At 33.4% G+C, this 18348-nt stretch carries 15 protein-coding genes and 1 riboswitch; of the genes, 6 read left to right on the forward strand and 9 right to left on the reverse strand.

Annotation, left to right across the window (positions count from 1 at the left end; genetic code table 11):
• Positions 1-312: 312 nt before the first annotated feature.
• The 7 genes from opp4A to MY490_RS02225 all read right to left on the reverse strand — a co-directional run bounded on the left by opp4A (position 313) and on the right by MY490_RS02225 (position 7471).
• Positions 313-2091 carry an oligopeptide ABC transporter substrate-binding protein gene (gene opp4A, locus MY490_RS02195; protein WP_248267793.1) on the reverse strand — a complete coding sequence of 593 codons (1779 nt, stop codon included), beginning with the start codon at positions 2089-2091 and terminating at the stop codon, positions 313-315.
• A gap of 24 nt (positions 2092-2115) precedes the next feature.
• Positions 2116-3021: an ABC transporter permease gene (locus tag MY490_RS02200; RefSeq protein ID WP_248267794.1), complete on the reverse strand. Its 906-nt coding sequence runs from the start codon at positions 3019-3021 to the stop codon at positions 2116-2118.
• A gap of 14 nt (positions 3022-3035) precedes the next feature.
• Positions 3036-4001 carry an oligopeptide ABC transporter permease gene (gene opp4B, locus MY490_RS02205; protein WP_248267795.1) on the reverse strand — a complete coding sequence of 322 codons (966 nt, stop codon included), beginning with the start codon at positions 3999-4001 and terminating at the stop codon, positions 3036-3038.
• Between the two features lie 15 nt (positions 4002-4016).
• Positions 4017-4943 carry an ABC transporter ATP-binding protein gene (locus MY490_RS02210; RefSeq protein WP_248267796.1) on the reverse strand — a complete coding sequence of 309 codons (927 nt, stop codon included), beginning with the start codon at positions 4941-4943 and terminating at the stop codon, positions 4017-4019.
• Positions 4924-5949 (reverse strand): ABC transporter ATP-binding protein, encoded by a 1026-nt coding sequence (locus MY490_RS02215; RefSeq protein WP_248267797.1) that lies wholly within the window; start codon positions 5947-5949, stop codon positions 4924-4926. Before MY490_RS02215 ends, MY490_RS02210 begins: the two co-directional genes overlap by 20 nt.
• A gap of 555 nt (positions 5950-6504) precedes the next feature.
• Positions 6505-6942, reverse strand: a complete 438-nt coding sequence (locus tag MY490_RS02220; RefSeq protein ID WP_432707057.1) for a Dps family protein — start codon at positions 6940-6942, stop codon at positions 6505-6507.
• Positions 6943-7315: 373 nt separating this feature from the next.
• Positions 7316-7471 (reverse strand): hypothetical protein, encoded by a 156-nt coding sequence (locus MY490_RS02225; protein ID WP_248267799.1) that lies wholly within the window; start codon positions 7469-7471, stop codon positions 7316-7318.
• 485 nt (positions 7472-7956) lie between these two features.
• Here MY490_RS02225 and MY490_RS02230 point away from each other — a divergent pair, with 485 nt between their 5' ends.
• Both MY490_RS02230 and MY490_RS02235 read left to right on the forward strand, forming a co-directional pair.
• The gene (locus MY490_RS02230; RefSeq protein ID WP_248267800.1) at positions 7957-8940 is read left to right on the forward strand and encodes a WxLIP family cell surface protein; all 984 of its coding nucleotides are present in this window, start codon (positions 7957-7959) and stop codon (positions 8938-8940) included.
• Positions 8941-8984: 44 nt separating this feature from the next.
• Positions 8985-11060 (forward strand): WxL domain-containing protein, encoded by a 2076-nt coding sequence (locus MY490_RS02235; protein WP_248267801.1) that lies wholly within the window; start codon positions 8985-8987, stop codon positions 11058-11060.
• Between the two features lie 121 nt (positions 11061-11181).
• On the opposite strand, the gene thiT is transcribed toward MY490_RS02235, so the two are convergent.
• The gene (gene thiT, locus MY490_RS02240) at positions 11182-11763 is read right to left on the reverse strand and encodes an energy-coupled thiamine transporter ThiT (protein WP_248267802.1); all 582 of its coding nucleotides are present in this window, start codon (positions 11761-11763) and stop codon (positions 11182-11184) included.
• A 226-nt stretch (positions 11764-11989) separates the two neighbouring features.
• Positions 11990-12094, reverse strand: a riboswitch (TPP riboswitch).
• Between the two features lie 350 nt (positions 12095-12444).
• Here thiT and MY490_RS02245 point away from each other — a divergent pair.
• From MY490_RS02245 to MY490_RS02255, 3 genes are read left to right on the forward strand one after another with little or no spacing between them, the layout of a single operon-like run.
• On the forward strand, positions 12445-12921 hold the full coding sequence (locus MY490_RS02245; protein WP_248267803.1) for a low molecular weight protein-tyrosine-phosphatase: 477 nt from the start codon (positions 12445-12447) through the stop codon (positions 12919-12921).
• Positions 12922-12934: 13 nt separating this feature from the next.
• Complete coding sequence (locus MY490_RS02250) at positions 12935-13474, forward strand: hypothetical protein (protein WP_248267804.1); 540 nt, start codon at positions 12935-12937, stop codon at positions 13472-13474.
• Positions 13475-13491: 17 nt separating this feature from the next.
• A complete protein-coding gene (locus MY490_RS02255; RefSeq protein WP_248267805.1) occupies positions 13492-14373 on the forward strand; it encodes a YihY/virulence factor BrkB family protein in 882 nt (293 codons plus the stop codon).
• Between the two features lie 312 nt (positions 14374-14685).
• On the opposite strand, the gene MY490_RS02260 is transcribed toward MY490_RS02255, so the two are convergent.
• Positions 14686-16605, reverse strand: a complete 1920-nt coding sequence (locus MY490_RS02260; RefSeq protein WP_348983780.1) for a heavy metal translocating P-type ATPase — start codon at positions 16603-16605, stop codon at positions 14686-14688.
• A 491-nt stretch (positions 16606-17096) separates the two neighbouring features.
• On the opposite strand from MY490_RS02260, the gene MY490_RS02265 reads away from it, so the two are divergent.
• Entirely contained in the window at positions 17097-18248 is a 1152-nt protein-coding gene (locus MY490_RS02265) for a C40 family peptidase (protein WP_248267806.1), read from the forward strand.
• Positions 18249-18348: the final 100 nt, after the last annotated feature.

Below are 18348 nucleotides of genomic sequence, written 5' to 3' on the forward strand. Positions count from 1 at the left end.
AAAGAATAAAAATGACTACTTTATTAACAAATTTCACAATTTTATCAACAATGTGCATATTTTCGTTAATTTTTTTTTGATTTTGAATAGGAGAGCGACTACTTATCCACTGTTTTGATAATGGAATTACTGTTTATAACTGAATCTGCCTTAAATATTAACATTTATTCGAATGTACTTGTTAATAACAAGGTAGGGGGAGTTACTTATCCACATTTTACGATTATCATTATTTATTCTTTATGAGTTATACACAAAAAAGAACTGTCCCAAAAGTACATTGACTTAAGGGACAGATACATTTTTTACAGCTTATTTATTTTTTTCAGATTCTGCACTTGTTACAGTGATGTCTTGTAAGTGACCTTGGAAGCCTTGACCAGCTGTTAAGTCGTAGCCTTTAACGCGCTTATTAACTCCATCTAAACCGAAGCGGAATAGAGTAGGGATAACTGGCACTTCGTCATTTACAAGCTCTTGCCATTTATCATATACTTCTTGACGGTATTTTTCATCAAACGCTTTTGGTGAAATACCTTCTTTTAATAATTTATCATTGTCGTCATTTACCCAACGAACGTAGTTGAATGGTGCATTTTTCGCCCAAATTCCAGATGGATCTGGGTCAGAACCTGTTCCCCAAGCTGCTGCGAAAATATCGATTTTTGGATTATCTTTTTCTACCATATCGTAGAATGAGTTGAACTCATGTAAACGTCCATCTAATAATTGAACATCTAAGCCAACTTCTTTCCAAGATTGTAAGTAGAATTGTGCTAATGGCTCAGCGATATCGCCACCACTCATAGAAGCGAAGTTGATTTTAAATGGTTTTCCGTTTGGATCTTCACGTAAACCATCTCCAGTTACATCTTTGTAACCAGCTTCGTCCAGTAATTTTTTAGCTTTTTCAGGATCATGAGTATATCCTTTTAATGCTTTATCAAAGTATTTAGGGAATGATGGTGGAATTACAGATGTTGCAGGCACTCGTAATCCTTTGTATAATTTTTCCCCAACTGCTTTATTATCAAGGGCATAAGCCATTGCTTGACGTACACGCTTATCTTGGAATTTTGGATTATCCATTACGTTTACACCATTTTTCGCATCGTAATGACCTAATTTAAATCCAATGTAAGAGTAAGCTAACTCTGTTTTACCGATTAATTGGATATTTTTTAATTTTTTAGCTTGATCATATTGGTCAGCTGAAACTGAAGCGATATCGATATCTCCGTTAGCTAGAGAAGATGTAGCAATCGTTGGATTAACAACTTTTAAAAGTACACCATCAAGTTTTGGAGCACCGTTCCAGTAATCTTTGTTCGCTTCGAACTCTACAGCTTCACCTGGAGTGATCTTTTTAATTTTAAATGGTCCAAAGCCAATAGGAGCTTTACGAATTTGGTCACATGATGCTAATTTATCGATTGGCACATTGCCTAAATATTTTTTAGGTAGTGGGTTAGTCCATAATCCAGTAAGTACAGATGGGTTAGCTTCTTTAAATGTAATTGAAATTGTTTTAGGATCAATTACTTTAACACCGGAAATGTTTTTTGCCTTTCCGTTATGGTAATCTTCCATACCTTCAATCATAGACATTTGTGAATCATAACGTACACCTGTATATTTTGGATTACCAATTACTAGATAAGAATATTCTAAATCCTCTGCTGTCACTGGATCACCATTCGTCCAATTTACATTATCGCGAATTTTTAATGTAATTGTCTTTTTGTCATCGCTTAATTTATATGTAGCAGCACCATCTTGGTCATAAATATAGTTTTCATCTGTTGAAAGAAGTGCTTCGTCAAAAAATTGAAGAACTTGAGAATCTGGATCGCCTTCATAGAAAACTGTATTTAAGATACCTTCAAATGGCGTATCTGAAACTAAACCATATTTTAAAATGCCACCTGAAATCGATTTTTTGTTATTTGAAACTTTAATTGGAAAAGCAGCTTGATCGATTTGCTTAGTAGTAGTTGAAGTCTTTGTGTCGCCGCCTTTACATGCTGAAAGAATCATCATAGATACTGCCATTGCGCTTAATACTTTAGTAAAGCTTTTTGCATTTTTCATATTTCCACTCTCCTTATTTTTTAATTAACCTCTTCTTTGTCTAGCATCAGCTGCACGCTTTAGCGCTTCACCGATGAAATTTATACTCAGCATGAGCACTAAAATCATGCACGATGCAGGTAACCATATCCACAGCTTATTTTGTAAAACATCAGGATTTGTTGCATAACTAACTAGTGTTCCTAAACTTGGTGTACTTTCTGGTAAACCAAATCCAAGGAAGGTTAGACCAGATTCAATTCCAATATTTCCTGCTAGGTTTAAAGTGAATGCAACGATGATTAATGAACTTACATTTGGTAAAACGTGTGAGATAATGATTTTCCAATTCGGTGTGCCAATTGCTTTCGCTGCTGCCACATAATCTAATTCGCTCTCTGATAAAACTTTTGAACGAATTAACCTTGCTTTACCTGTCCATAAGAAAAGACTCATAATAAGGACAAAATTTATGATTGAGAACTTAGGTACAACTGTTACGAATACTATAATTAACATTAATGTTGGTAAGGATAAGAAAAAGTCAATAATACGCATTACGACACTGTCTACCCAACCACCAAAATAACCAGCTATTAAACCCAATGCTAGGCCAAGTAGATTTGTAATAATTGTGATAAAAAATCCAATAGTAAAGGAATTTCTTGTCCCAATTATTAGTTGTCCAAATATATCGCGTCCCCCGTAGTCAGTACCTAACCAGTGAGTAGAGGAAGGAGGCTGATAGATTGATAGAAAGTCTACTTTAACAATTTGATCTTGATCTAGAATAAGGGAAATACCATACACACTTATTATTATTAGGCCAAGCACGATAAGAGAACCTAAAGCTAATTTATCTCGTCTAAATTCAGCCCAAATGACACTAAATCCTGATGGACTTTTTCGTTGCTCAGTAATATGAGTTTGATTTTCGATTTTTAATTCCATAAATTTCACCTACCCTATTCAATCCGTATACGTGGATCTACGATGCTTAGAATAATATCTGAGATTAATGTCCCGAAAAGTGTTGCAAGACATGTCATTAAAACAAGCGCATTTACAACGGTAAAATCACGTAACATAACGGATTTGACGAACAGTTGCCCAATTCCTGGATAGCCAAAAATTGATTCTAAAAATACTGAACCAGCTATTAACCCAGTAATCTCATAACCTAAAAATGCAGCGATTGGTAAAAATGAATTTCGTAAAATATGTTTAGAATAGACCTTTGATTCAGGAACACCTTTTGATCTAGCTGTTCTAACAAAATCTTTTACTTTTGTATCAATAATTTCACTGCGTAAATATTGAGAAATTCCAACAGTTGAAATAAGTGCACCTGATAAAGTTGGTAAAACAAGATGATCTAATTTGCTTACGTAATAAGCAAAAGTTCCGTCAGCAATCTGAGGGTCTACGCTACCACCCGTAGGAAAAAGATCAAAATAAAATCCAAAAACAAACAACATAACAATTCCAAAAATAAATAAAGGGGTAGCAAAACCTAAATAGTTATAACCGGTTATCAGCTTATCCGCCCACGTGTCGCTATACCGCCCACTTATAATACCAAGTGGAATTGCCAGTAAATAAGTCACAATAAGCACGCAAAGGGCAAGTAATACAGTATTTCCAATACGGTCACCAATTACATCAACTACATTGATTTTGTGTGTATAGGAAACACCAAAATCTCCTTTTGCAACATTTTTAATCCAATGATAATACTGGACATAAGCAGGATCATTTAAACCCATTTCTTCACGAATTTTTTCAATTTCTTGTGGATTAGCTTTTGGGTTAATTGATCGTCCAGTTAGAGCATCACCAGGCATTGCTTTAGCTAGTGCAAAGATTAGTATACTCAAGATCACAAGCTGAGGAATCATGATGAGTATACGGCGAATGACAAATTTTAACATATTCGTTACTCCTTTCTAAGGTAATGCTACTCGATGAGTATCTGAGATTGCTTTTAAATCAAAAGGTCGGCCATTTGCATCAAAGTAAGAAGAAGCATTTTGTTGATATTCTTGTCTAACTGCTTGTCTTTCTTTAATTTTTTCATCTCGAACTTCTGGACGAATATCTGGAATTGCTGCAATTAAGCGTTTAGTGTATATATGTTGTGGGTTGTTTAAAATATCTTCAGTAGTGCCTTCTTCAACAAGTCTCCCTCTATACATAACACCAATTCGGTCACATAAATGGCGAATAACGCCTAAGTCATGTCCGATAAATAAATAAGTTAGTTTGAATTCTTCTTGTAAATCTTGTAAGAAATTAAGTACTTGTGCTTGTACTGAAACATCCAAAGCAGAAACAGGCTCATCTGCAACGATTAACTTAGGTTGTAAAGTTAAAGCTCTAGCAATTCCAATTCGTTGACGTTGCCCACCAGAAAATTCATGTGGATACTTATATAGTGATTCTGGAGATAATCCAACTTTATCAAGGTAGTAAAGTACCCTTTCACGTTCTTCTTCAGCAGTTAAAGTTTCAAAATTTCTTAGCGGTTCTGCAACTAAATCAATAATTCTCTTTTTAGGATTTAAAGAAGAGTATGGGTCTTGAAATATCATTTGAATCTCTTGGCGAAATGCTCGCATTTGCTTTTTATTTATTGTTATTAAGTCCTTGTCTAAAAACTTAATACTTCCATTAGTAGCCTGTGTCAATTGAAGTATTGCCTTACCTGCAGTAGATTTTCCACTACCTGATTCTCCAATAAGGCCATATGTTTCGCCTTCGTTTAGTTCAAATGAAATTCCATCAACAGCTCGAACATAATCTACAACTGTTCGAAAAATACCACCACGAATAGGGTAATGTACTTTTAAGTTATCAACCTTTAGTAGAGACATTTACGATCGGTGCTCCTTTCTCGTTCTTGAAATGGAAATGCTTATAACAAGAACAACGTACATAATGATTTGGTGTAACTTCGTGTAAGGTAGGTTGATTTTCATGAGCGTAATTTTGAATCCAAGGAATACGGTGGCTGAATCGGCAGCCTGTTCTAGGTAACTTGTCTAGTGGTGGTACTGTACCTTCAATAATATGAAGTCTTTGATTTTTAGAATGAGTAGTAGGAATAGAGTTTAATAGAGAGCGCGTATATGGGTGTAATGGATTATTTAGTATTTCTTCTACTGAACCAGTTTCAATAATTTGTCCAGCATACATAACAGCAACACGGTCTGCTACTTCTGCAACAACACTTAAGTCATGCGTAATTAAAATGATGCCTAGCTTCGTTTGCTTTTGTATTTCTTTTAGTAAGTCTAAAATTTGAGCTTGTATCGTTACATCTAACGCAGTAGTTGGCTCGTCTGCAATAATGAACGAAGGGTTACATGCAATGGCAATTGAAATCATAGCACGTTGTCTCATACCACCAGATAATTCATGCGGGTACTGTTTATAAGTAACCTCTGGCTTTGGAATTCCAACTTGAGTTAGTAACTCTAATGCACGTTCCTTTTTTTGTGAGCGTGAAAGATCAGTATGGAAATCTAAATTTTCTTCAATTTGTTTACCAATCGTCATTAACGGATTTAAAGCAGTAAGAGGTTCTTGGAAAATCATTCCGATTTCCTTTCCTCGAATTTTATTCAATTTACTATCATTTAGCGTTAGTAAATTTGTACCCTTGTAAGAGATTGATCCATTCATTTTTGTACGATTATTTGAATGTAGTCCTAGGATTGAGAGGGCTAGTGCACTTTTACCGCAGCCTGATTCACCCACAATTGCAAGAACTTCATTTTCATGGACAGTCAGTGATACATCATCTACAGCAGGATAGTATTGGTTATTTATACGAAACGATGTCGTTAAATGTTCGATTTCCAAAAGAGGTTTTGACATTTCGTGTCTCCTTTCGAGATTTTATGAGTGAAAATATTGCTATATTTAGAATTTTCATAAGTATAATATTATTACGCGAATGTTTCAATATGAAAACATTTTCTGTAATATATAGTCCTTTTTGACTAAATTTCATGCAAAAATCGGCTTAACTAGTAAATTAATAGGAAAAAAATGTAATTATGATTCAATTGAAAGGTTGATAGACTAGATAAAATAGGGGAGAGTAAGAAAATACAAAATGAAAACGTTTCCAAAATGGTTGTTAGAATAGATAAAAAGATGTGTTTGAAAATAAAGGAGAATAAAAGAGGTTTTTGTCGGAAATTGAAATAATTTAGTAGAAAATATAAGTTGGATGAGCAATTTGTAGTTTGAAATTCCTAGTTCAAATTACCTGTTTTCACATAGGAAAATAAGAAATACATTAAAAAATATAAGTCTACTAAACCCAATTTTAGATAAATTAGGAAAGAAAAAAGCAGTGTAACGATAAAAGGATGATTAATCCGTTTTATTGTACACTGCTTTTTTAATTTAATCTTAAGTTTTAACTCAATTTAAGTAGGCTGTTAACATCCATACATGTTTTGCAAGTTGTTCTCTAATGGCTAATAGTAAATCATGAGTAACTGAATCATTTTCAGACTCTGCAATTTCCATACCATCTTTTAATTCTTCAATTAAATAATTATAGTCTTTCGTAATGTCCAGGACCATTTCATCAGAAGTAATATTCTTATTTGCTTCTTTAAGGCTTGAAGTATCAAGATACTCTCTCATTGTAGCTAGTGGTTTTCCACCAATTATTAACACTCGCTCTGCTAGCTCATCAATATGTAAACTTGCCTCATTGTAAAATTCCTCAAATTTAGTGTGTAGAGTGAAAAAATTTGAACCTTTTACATACCAATGATAGTTATGTAACTTTACAAATAGAATATTCCAGTCTGCTATTTGCTTATTTAGCACATCAACAGTCGTTTTTGAGATGGATGATGTATCCATTAAAACCCCTCCTCCAAATGATGTAAAAGATTAAAAACCATATAAACCATCTTAACTGATATTGAGTAAAAATAGTCATGGTAATATTTGATAGCTAAGACAACAATTAGTAAAATTAACGTTAAATTGTAAATAGCTTTATATTGATATAAAAAAATGTAATGTTTGGATGGAGATAAGACTCTTACTTACATAAAAAAATCATGAGTAAGTAAAAAAGCAAAAAGATGAATAAAGCATACTCATAAAAGGATCATAAGTAATTAAAAAACATATAGACGAAAACACCTTACTCAAAACAGGCTTATATGTAAGGAAAAAACCAAAAAACCTCATCTAACTTGATGAGGTTTTTTAGCTAGGAATGAACGCTCTCTTCGGGAAGGGAGGGCTTAGGGTCAATTCTTAAAGCATCATCTACATTAAATGCATTTTTTAATACTAAGAAAAATGCACCAATCATACCTAAAAGAATAATAAAGAAAAAGAAAAAGATGATTACATCATAGACCAATATAAAACCCCCTTCGAAACTTTTCTGTATTCATATATATGATTGAAGAAAAGGACAGATAACCAAAATTCACAAAGTGTTCAAAATTTAAATGCATATTTAAAATGTGGATAAAGTATTTTTACTATTTGGTTGGATGGATTTAACTAAATGCAAGTGACATCACAATTAGTAGAAGTTACACCTAAAATATTAAGAAGAACTACCAAGACATAATACAAGTTAAAACTCAACTATATTACCGTTGACATAGGTAAAAAATGTCGTTGAACCACCGAAGATAAACATGTAACATTTTTCACATAATTAACTGTAAGTTCAGCAAAGAATCAAAGTTGGAGGTTTTGATGTGATTTTAAAAAATAAAAGACAGCTAATTCGACTCAATTTGTGTATCGCAAATAAAGCAATCGATAAAGAAACTAAATAACAGTAACCTAATCTGCATGAAATTTTTTAGTCGATATCAAAAAAAGGAGCTATCTATGAATGTACTAAAAAAATTTATTATTATTTTATTTCTTATTAATATTAATAATTTTCATGCAAGTGCAGCTAAGATGAATTTTGCCGTATCGCCTGTTATTCCAACTAATCAAATTGATCAGAGCAAAACTTATTTTGATTTGAGAATGAAACCAGACCAAAAGCAAATCTTAAAAGTTCAAATAAAAAATGATACTGATAAAAATATAGTTGTTGAAACAAAAGCTAATTCAGCGATTACAAATAGTAGTGGAATTGCGGATTACAGTATTTCAAATTCCAAAATAGACGATACGTTAGAAATTCCTTTCACTAATATAGCTAAGGTTAAAAAAGAGACGAAAATTCCAGCAAAAAGTGAAGCAACAGTAGAGATTACGATTGAGATGCCAAAGCAGCGATTCGATGGTGTTATATTGGGTGGACTCCATTTTAGTGAGAAAGAAGACGAGGGACAAGCTAAAAAAGAAGATGGAAGCATTCAAATAAAAAATAAATATGCTTATATTATTGGTGTTTTATTAAGAGAAACCGATAAAGCAATCAAGCCAGATTTAAAATTAAATGAAGTAAAACCATCACTAATCAATGCACGAAATGTAGTTACAGCTAACTTACAAAATACAGAGCCAGCCATGTTAAAAAATTTGATTGTAGAAGCGAAAGTATTTACGGAACAAGGGGAAAGAATTTTGCATGAAACAAAAAAAGAAAATCTAAGAATGGCACCTAATTCAAACTTTGATTATGTAATTGACTGGGGTGACCGAGCATTTGAATCAGGTAAGTACCGTCTAGAAATGAAAGCCACAGATGGAGAGCAATCTTGGAAATGGACAAGAAAATTTACGATTAAGGATAGATCAGCTGAAGAATTTAAGACTTCAGATCTGGAAAAGGATAGAAAAATGCGGTACTTCATTAGCGGTATTTTATTACTATTACTCGTCATACTGATGTTTATTAGACGTTTAAAAAAATAGAAAAAGAGAGAAGAAAAATTATTATTTTGGAACGGAGAAACATAATGGTAAAAAAAAGAAAGCTACTTTTTAAAGCGACTGTTTTAGCTTCCATTTTTGTCTTCATGACCAGTGGGACGCAACCGAGACTACTTGGATTAAAGGGACTACTTAAACCTACTATTACAGAAGCAGCAACATTTCCAAACTTGATCCAAAACCCTACATTTAATTTTGAAAGTCAAACAACTACTTTTCCAAATTGGTCATTTCTAGCGTATTTAAATAAAAATCAAAGTCAAGGGCCTTATAGCTCCAATTTAGAGGCTCAAGGTGACGGCTGGTATAAGGTTTTTGGTGAAGTCAATCCAAAAAGTTATGTTAAACCTGTTCCTGGGGGTGGAATTTTATTAAAAGTATTAAACACTGTAGATTCCCAAGAGTATATGAGTATGAGGCAAACGATTAACACAATTCCAGGCAAAACCTATATCTTAAAGTTTCCTTTTAAACTTATTGAAAATAAGAATACTCATCCTAGGTATTCTTGGTTTTTAACTGATACAGCAAGTGGTACCACGACAGATAGAGAATGGAGAGTCTACACAAGTCCTCAAAACGTAACGACTACTTTCACTGCGGTCGGAACTAAAGTACATCTTAGCATTGCTTTTGAAGACGGTGTAAAAGATGCTATTGATGGTAGTGGATTTCAAATCTTTCAGGTTGATCATGTTTCTGTTACAGTACTAGATACTGAGGCACCAAAAATAACGGATGCAGCTATTACCATACCAAAAGATTACAAAAGTGGTGAATCATGGACCAATAAAAACACGACAATTCACTTTACAGCAACTGACGATCATGGTGTCGATCCAACATCGTACGAAGTTTCAACAGATAATGGTGAAACATGGAGTAAAGCCGGTTTAAGTAATGCCACCTCATCAGGCGTTGATTATACAGTTTCAACCCAAGGTACGACAAATATTCTAATTAGAGCAAAAGATGATTCTGGCAACCAAAGTAATCCAGTAACCGATCCTGGAGCTAAATTTACAGTCAAAATTGATAAAGAACTACCGATTACCAACTATGCTGACGGGCAATTATATAATAAAAATACAGCAACAAACATTACATTCAGTGATGCACTCAGTGGTATTGATACTGCTAAATTAAATGGGGCAACTATTTCTTCTGGAACAATAAACCCAGCAGATGGTGAACACACATTAGATATCACTGATAGAGCAGGTAATCAAACAATTCTACACTTTACAGTAGACAAAACTATTTTACCGCCAGTTGTAAATCCGATTACAGATATTAGTGCAAGTATAACGGGCACAACAGAGGCGAATAGTACTGTGAAAATAGCATTACCTGACCAATCATTTTTAACGACAAAAGCCGGAGCAGATGGTTCATATTCGGTATCCGTAACGCCGTGGACGTTGTATGCGGGGGATGTAGTGAGTGTAACTGCAACAGATGTCGCAGGTAATACTAGTACAAATACAAATGTAACGGTAACAGCAGAAACAAAAAATCCAGTCAATCCAACGAACCCAACAAGTCCAGTCGAACCAGTTAACCCGATTGATCCAGATAATCCTCATGAACCGGGAACAAAGAGTTCATTAAGTATTGACTATGTGTCAAATTTTCACTTTGGGGAACATGAAATTTCTGGTAGTAATGAAGTTTATACTGCTCAATTAGATCAAGTAAAACAAACTTCAGATGGCTCGGTCATTCAAGTACCAAATTTTATTCAAGTAACAGACCATCGTAGAACAAATACAGGGTGGAAATTATCTGTGCAACAAAGTGAGCAATTTAAAAGTGAAAATAATGAGTTAACTGGTGCCGTATTAAAATTAAATAATCCTATTTTAAACTCAACTACCGAAGAGCAGTATAAACCAGTAGCCACTACAGTAACATTGGTTCCAGGTGGAGGTGCACAGGATGTAGCCTTTGCAGATGAGGGTAAGGGACTCGGTACGTGGACAATCGCATATGGTCTGAATTCATCAAGTGTAACTCTTTTCGTGCCAGGAGCAGCTTATAAAGAAGTAGGAGCTAAATATAAGACGACTTTAACGTGGACATTAGCAGATACGCCACTCTAAAATCAGGAAATAATTAGTTGTAAAAGGGAAGGTGAATCCCCCATTGAGTAGATCAAAAAAATCGATGGAGGATTCAGTTTTTTCTAATTAAATTGTGTAAACTTGAAGGAAGTTTCGATCCTTATGCTGCTTGATTTCGATTCTTTTTAACATGAACAAGAGCTGGTGCAGAAGAAAGTAAAATGATTAATAGAACTGCACTAATAATAAAAGAAGGAACCATATACCATGCATTATATACTAATGAATAAAGAGAAACTGGTGTACCTTTTGGAGCGTATGAACCGTAGAATACAATCCCAGCTATAAAGTGACAGATAAATCGAGCTAATGAACCGATAAAAGTTCCTAAAATTATATAGGCTGCTGCACTTTTTTTATTGCCATATGCTAAACTATTTTTTATTTGTTTATATACAAGACCAGCCAATCCGAGACTTGTAAATGCTGCAATATAGTCTAAAAATACTTGGATTGGATGAACAAAGTATAGCTTTGTAACGATTTGTAGTGCTGCTAATAATAGTCCAGTAATTAATCCTTGTTTTAATCCCCAACGAAAAGCAATTAGAAAAACTGGAATCATTGATAATGATACAGAGCCACCTTGAGGTGCAGTAAACAATGGTAAGAAATCAAAAATGATTGCTAGTGCTGCACACATCGCTATTTCTGTCATTAATTGAATCTTTGATGTCTTCATATATCTTTTCCCCCTTTATCTAGTGGACAACTTATGTAGTGAAACACTTTGTAAGTAATGATGCTTTGAGCGAATAGTCGCAAACATTTAGTAATGTCTAGGTCCAGCGCTTGCCCTTTGTGGTGTCGGGGCAAAAGCGAGCCACTTCCACATTTCAAACTAGGGAGATTTAAGTAGGAATAAATAAAAAAAGCAATACTGGGTAGCATGATGATCCCGGTGTTGCTTTTTCATCGTGCCACATCCCTACGTTAGTACTAACTAACAGGTTCAGAGGGTAAGAATAGCTAATCTATTCACTCTCAGCCAAATGGCTCCCCTTGTGGTTTAAGCTTACATTTAGTTGTCTTTACTAAATATAGTCAAGGTCTTTTAAAAATACAATTAATTTATCTTAAAAATTAAAAAAATTTGGCCATTGTTAATGGAATCTTTGTAAGAATCGCGAAAAACATTAACTGAGTTAACTTTTTAGATAGACATTAAAATTATTTTTAAAAAATGAGTGTAATCATAGCTATTATGTAAAAAATAAGCATGATAACTTTTATCTTATTTATACTGGTCATAAATTATTCACAGTGGCTTGCTTTTCATTTTAAAATTTACCGTGTAGAATGAATACGAAAGAAACAGCTAAATTTTGGCAGAAAGTGTAAATAATTTGAAGGAGACATAAAGATGATTCAAGTATTATTTGTCTGTTTAGGTAACATTTGTCGATCGCCAATGGCTGAGGCTGTTTTTCGTCATTTAGTGACAGAAAAAGGGTTAGATAAACAATTTATGATAGACTCAGCTGGTACTGGAGATTGGCATTTAGGTCACCCTCCACATAAGGGAACACAAGGTTTATTGAGTGAAAAAGGTATTAATTGTGAAGGTATGAAAGCTCGAAAAGTGACAGATAATGACTTTAAATATTTTAGTTATATTGTTGCTATGGATGCACAGAATAAAGAGGATTTAATGAATTTAGCAAGAAATAATTGTATAGGAGAGATTTCACTACTTTCAGATTATGTTCCAGCATCAATGTGGAAGGAAGTGCCTGATCCATATTATACGGGTAATTTTAATGAAGTATATGACGTCATTACAGAAGGATGCTCTCATTTACTTCAGCATATTTTAAAGCAACACCAATTAACAGTTTAGAGGAGGATGTAGAATGTCAAAACGTAACAAAGCTTTACGCAATATTCTAGTCGGAGTCGCAATTGGTGCAGGGGTTACTCTACTTAACAAGGAAAATCGTGAGAAAATCTCACGTAAAGGAAGAAGCGTAACAAATAAATTAAATCAAATTAAAGAAGATCCAGAAATCGTAAAAGGTGCTGTTCGAAATCAGTTGAGAGTAGTACAAAGCTCAGTTGAGAAATTAGAAGGCAATGTACAGCTTGTAAAAGATAAATGGATCGAAATTAAAGATTCAACATTAAATAAGTTTGATAAAGGCTCTTCTAAAGTATCAGAAAAAGCAGTTGAAGCTGTAGAAGCGAAAATTGAAGATTCAATCGATTTAGAAGAAGGCAAATCGCAAATTTCAGCAACTTCACTAGAAGTAAATCATGAAAATGAAACTTCTGAAACTGACGAGCAGTTAGAAGCTACTCTTGAAGGTATTGAAGATTTAACTGATGAAAATGCAGATGAAGTACAAGAGAAAGTAGAATCAATTTTATTGGCAGGTAATACATCTAAAGAATAACAATTGAAGGTGTCAATTTGATTAAGAAAAAGAATTCTATTGTAGCATTTGTTTGGGATTTAGTGAAAAAGTGTATGGAAGACGAAATAGTATCTCGTTCAGCGGAGCTAGCATATTACTTAATGCTATCTCTTTTTCCATTTCTACTTGTTCTAACTCAAGTCGTAACCTATTTACCACTTTCTACTGAACAAATCTTGTCATTTTTAAGTCAATATGCTCCGCCAGATGCGATGGCTATTATACGAAGTAACTTGCAGTTAATAATCGGGCAATCACATGGTGGAGTTTTATCAGTAGGGTTAATTGCGACAATTTGGGCTGCGTCCAATGGGATTAATGCAATCATCCGTGCACTTAATGATGCGTATGATGTAGAAGATAAACGAAATTACTTTGTTACAAGAGGAGTTTCAATTCTTTTAACAATTATTATGATTTTTGTTATTGTCTTTGCATTATTAATACCAGTGTTCGGGAAAGTAATTGCTAAGTCTGTATTTCAATTTTTAGATATATCTCAGGATTTTTTGTATACTTGGAGCTTAATTCGCTGGACACTAAGCTTTGTGATTTTAATGATTGTATTTACTGTTCTATATTCCATTGGACCAAGTAAAGTAGTTCACATTAAAAAGGTATTCTTTGGTTCGCTATTTGCAACATTTGGATGGATTATTTCATCTTTTGGATTTGCTTTTTACGTTGATAATTTTGGTAATTATACAAGTCATTACGGTAGTTTAGGTGGAATTATCGTCTTGATGATTTGGTTTTTTATTTCGGCAATGGTTGTGATTATTGGTGGAGAGCTTAATGCATTAATAAAGCAAAGACAATATGGTAAGCACAAATCTAAACCAAAACTAATTGACCCAAATAATCCAAATCCAAAATAATTTCTACTATCATAATAATGGAGTTTTCTTCCATGAGTAGTCTTATTTTAGAGAGGTAAACTAAAAAAGACTTCAAAAAGGGAGGAACATTAAAAATGAGTAATAATAAGAAAAACCATAATGATAAATCGAATAAGAAACAAAAAAGTAGCTCTCACCCAAAGGGAAAAACTAGCGGTTCTGCAAACGGACATAATGATTATCATTAATTTTTAGACTGATTAGAATACTCGCTTTTCCTGCTAAAAAGGCTCATTACTAGTTCAGTTTAGAAGAAAAAAGCATCGTACAAATTTTGTACGATGCTTTTTTTTAATCTCTTAATAATCTTAATGAGTTAAGAATAACTAAAATTGTACTTCCTTCGTGACCGATTACTCCATAAGGTAAATCAATGATTTGTAAGAAATTCGAGCAGATTAGTAATGCAATTACGCCTAGTGAAAAGATAATATTTTGTTTTATGATCCTGTTCATGCGTTTAGATAAAGTGATTGCTTTTGATATTTTTGTTAAGTCGTTTTTCATCAAAACGACATCTGCAGTTTCTAGGGCAACTCCAGTTCCGCCACCCATTGCAATACCTACATTTGCAGTCGCTAGGGCAGGGGCATCGTTTATACCATCACCAACCATTGCTACTTGACCGTAGTGGTCTTTTAGCTTTTTAACAATCGAAACTTTTTCATCCGGTAAGCATGATGCAAAGTATTCATTGATTTCACTTTCGGCAGCAATTGCTTTCGCTGTTTGTTCAGAGTCACCTGTAATCATGACTGTTTGAACACCTAATTTATTTAAAGTCGATAAGGCTTGCTTTGATTCGTTACGAACTAAATCTTTTAATGAAAAAATCGCAACAACTTTATCTTGAGTACCTACATAAACAATTGTATTTCCTTCTTGTTCCCATTTTTGTTCAAAATGAATAAGAGGGTTTTGTTTCATCGTTACGAATTCTTTTTTACCAACTCTGTACTCAGAACCATTTAAAATCGCTGATACTCCGAAACCTGGGTGGTCATCAATTTGTTCAAATGACGAAGATACTGTGATTCCTTGTTTCGTTGTGTATTCAACAATTGCTGCAGCTAGCGGGTGAGTTGAGTATCTTTCAATTGAAGCAACGATTGATAATAACTCTGTACGATCAAAATCTTCTATTTTCTCAAAACCAGTTACCTCGGGTTTACCAATCGTTAAAGTACCAGTTTTATCGAATGCGATTGCTTTTAATACACCTAATCGCTCAAGATGAATACCACCTTTAACAAGAATTCCCGACTTTGCTCCATTCGAGATTGCAGATAAAACAGCTGGTGTAATCGATGCTACTAATGCACAAGGTGATGCAACAACTAATAAAATCATTGCTCGATAAAATGTTGTTGTCCATGACCAATCTAATGCAAAATGTGGTAAAAACATCATAAAAAATACAGCAATTAATACTCCTTTAACATAAACACCTTCAAATTTTTCAATGAATTGTTGGGAAGGAGTTTGTTCACTTTGAGCTGTTTGAACAAGATTAATGATTTTTTGGAAAAGAGTTTCATCACTATGTTTCGTAATTTCTACTACAAGCGTTCCTTTAATGTTGATTGTTCCTGCAAACACTTCATCATTTAAGTTTTTAACAACTGGAACTGATTCACCTGTAAGAGCAGCTTCATCTACTAATGTTTCTCCTTTAACGATCTGTCCATCAGCAGGGATACGTTCTCCAGCTTTAATTAAAATATAATCACCAATGTTTAAACTTTTAATGCTGACAACTTCTTCAACTTCATCGACTAATCGAATTGCAGTTTGTGGCTGAAGAGATAATAGTGAAGAAATCTCTTTATTTGTTTTATTTAACGTATATGTTTCAAGTGCGCCACTTAAAGCAAATATGAAAATTAGTACTGCACCTTCAGTCCAATATCCAATTGCAGCTGAACCAACTGCCGCAATAATCATCAGCATTTCAACGTTTAGTTCCTTTTCAGCAATCGTATCTTCAATACCTTCCTTTGCCTTTGCGTAACCTCCAATACAAAATGCTAAAACATATAAAATAATCGACATGATTGAATTATCATTCTTAATGAATGAAGCAATTAGAATTAATACACCAGAAACTAAAGCGGCAATTAATTCTCCATGTTTTGAAAGAAATGATGGAGATTCCACATGGTCTGCTTCATATGTAGCATGAATCGTAGTAACTTTTGGACTTGCTTCCATAATAAATACCCCTTTCTTATTTTCAATTGAGAAAAATAATCAAATTCACTATCCTTATAAAACGACGAAAGCTGCCGTCCTAGGACAGCAGCGTACATTTTATAAGACCTTACTATTTATTTAATCTCTTAGATGTGTAGTTCACAGATTTGTTAATTAAAATAATTCTTATTAAATATATATTACCACATTACTTTATATGTGAGAAAAAAATTTGCTTTTAAATTAAAAATTTTTTAATGAGTGTGATCGAGTTGTGAAAATAAAGGTAGAGATGGGCAGCCAGTGCTTCAGTCTGCCTATTTCATTTTAACGGTTCTTTCTATTAATAAATTTTCTGATGTTTATTAAAGAATTTTAAGCATCCAACCGATATTTATACAGTAAGCACATTAAAATACATATTTGTTACTACATTAAAAGCTAGTTCATCTATTTAAAATTCAAAAAGTATAGCAAATATAAATAAAAATAAAAAGCTGGTGGAGATTTTGAAAAAAAAAATTATACAATCGATTGCAATCATAGGATCTGTTTCATGTATTAATTCTATGGATCTATTAGAAGCGGATGCAGAAGGTACAATCACAAATCAACCCAAAGAGTTAATCACATACGTGGATCATTATATCTCAACTGGGAATGGGGTACGTATTCGTTCAGGGGCAGGTACGAATTATAGTATTTTAGGAAATGTAAATAAGAATGCTAAATTAGATGTCATATCTTCCTCAAATGGTTGGTATAAGATTAATTACGAGGGAAGAGTTGGATACATCAGTGGTACTTATGTTAAAAAACAAAGTAGTAATGTTGAAAATGAAACAATAGATAGTAATACCTTCATTTACATCTCAACAGGGAACGGTGTACGTATTCGATCGGGAGCAGGAACGAATTATAGTATTTTAGGAAGTGTAAATAAGAATGATAAATTAGATGTTCAATCTTCCTCAAATGGTTGGTACAAGATTATTTATCAAGGAAGAATTGGTTACATAAGCGGCACTTATGTTCAGAAACAAAAGAAAATTGAAGATGAAAAACCAGTATATAGTACGATTAAATATATTGTAACTGGAGCAAGAGTAAATATTCGCGCAGGGGCAGGAACGAATTACAATATAATAGGAAGTGCGACAAAAAATCAGAAGTTAGATGTTATTTCAACTTCAAATGGTTGGCACAAAATAATCTATCAAGGAAAAACGGGTTATATAAGTGCTGGATATACTGATAAAGAAATTGATCATTCAATTGATTCGACTAGTGATGAGCAAAATATGATTTCGTTTGCAAAACAATTTTTAGGAGTTCCTTACAAGTGGGCAGGAGTTTCTCCTACGGGTTTTGATTGCAGTGGTTTTATTTATTATGTCCTTAAGGAAAATGGTAAGCCGTTTGGAAGAACAAATGTATCAGGTTATTGGCATAACAATACTTCATTCCAAAAAGTCACATCATCACAGCCAGGCGATTTAATATTTTTTCAAAATACATATACGTATGGACCATCACACATGGGAATTATGTTAAACCAAAATGAATTTATACAAGCTGGTAGTAGTACAGGCGTTACGATTTCGAATATAAATGACTCATATTGGAAAAAGCATTTTTTAGGGTATAAGCGAATTAAATAAAATTCTCATAAAAAGTTTTTCAACAAATGTCTTTACGTTCAGGCCTTTCTCAAAATCAAACAATAGTAGGAATGCCCTATAGATGATAGAATAAACTGTA

This window comes from Gottfriedia acidiceleris (assembly GCF_023115465.1).
In the GTDB taxonomy this organism is placed as follows: Bacteria; Bacillota; Bacilli; order Bacillales; family Bacillaceae_G; genus Gottfriedia; species Gottfriedia acidiceleris_B.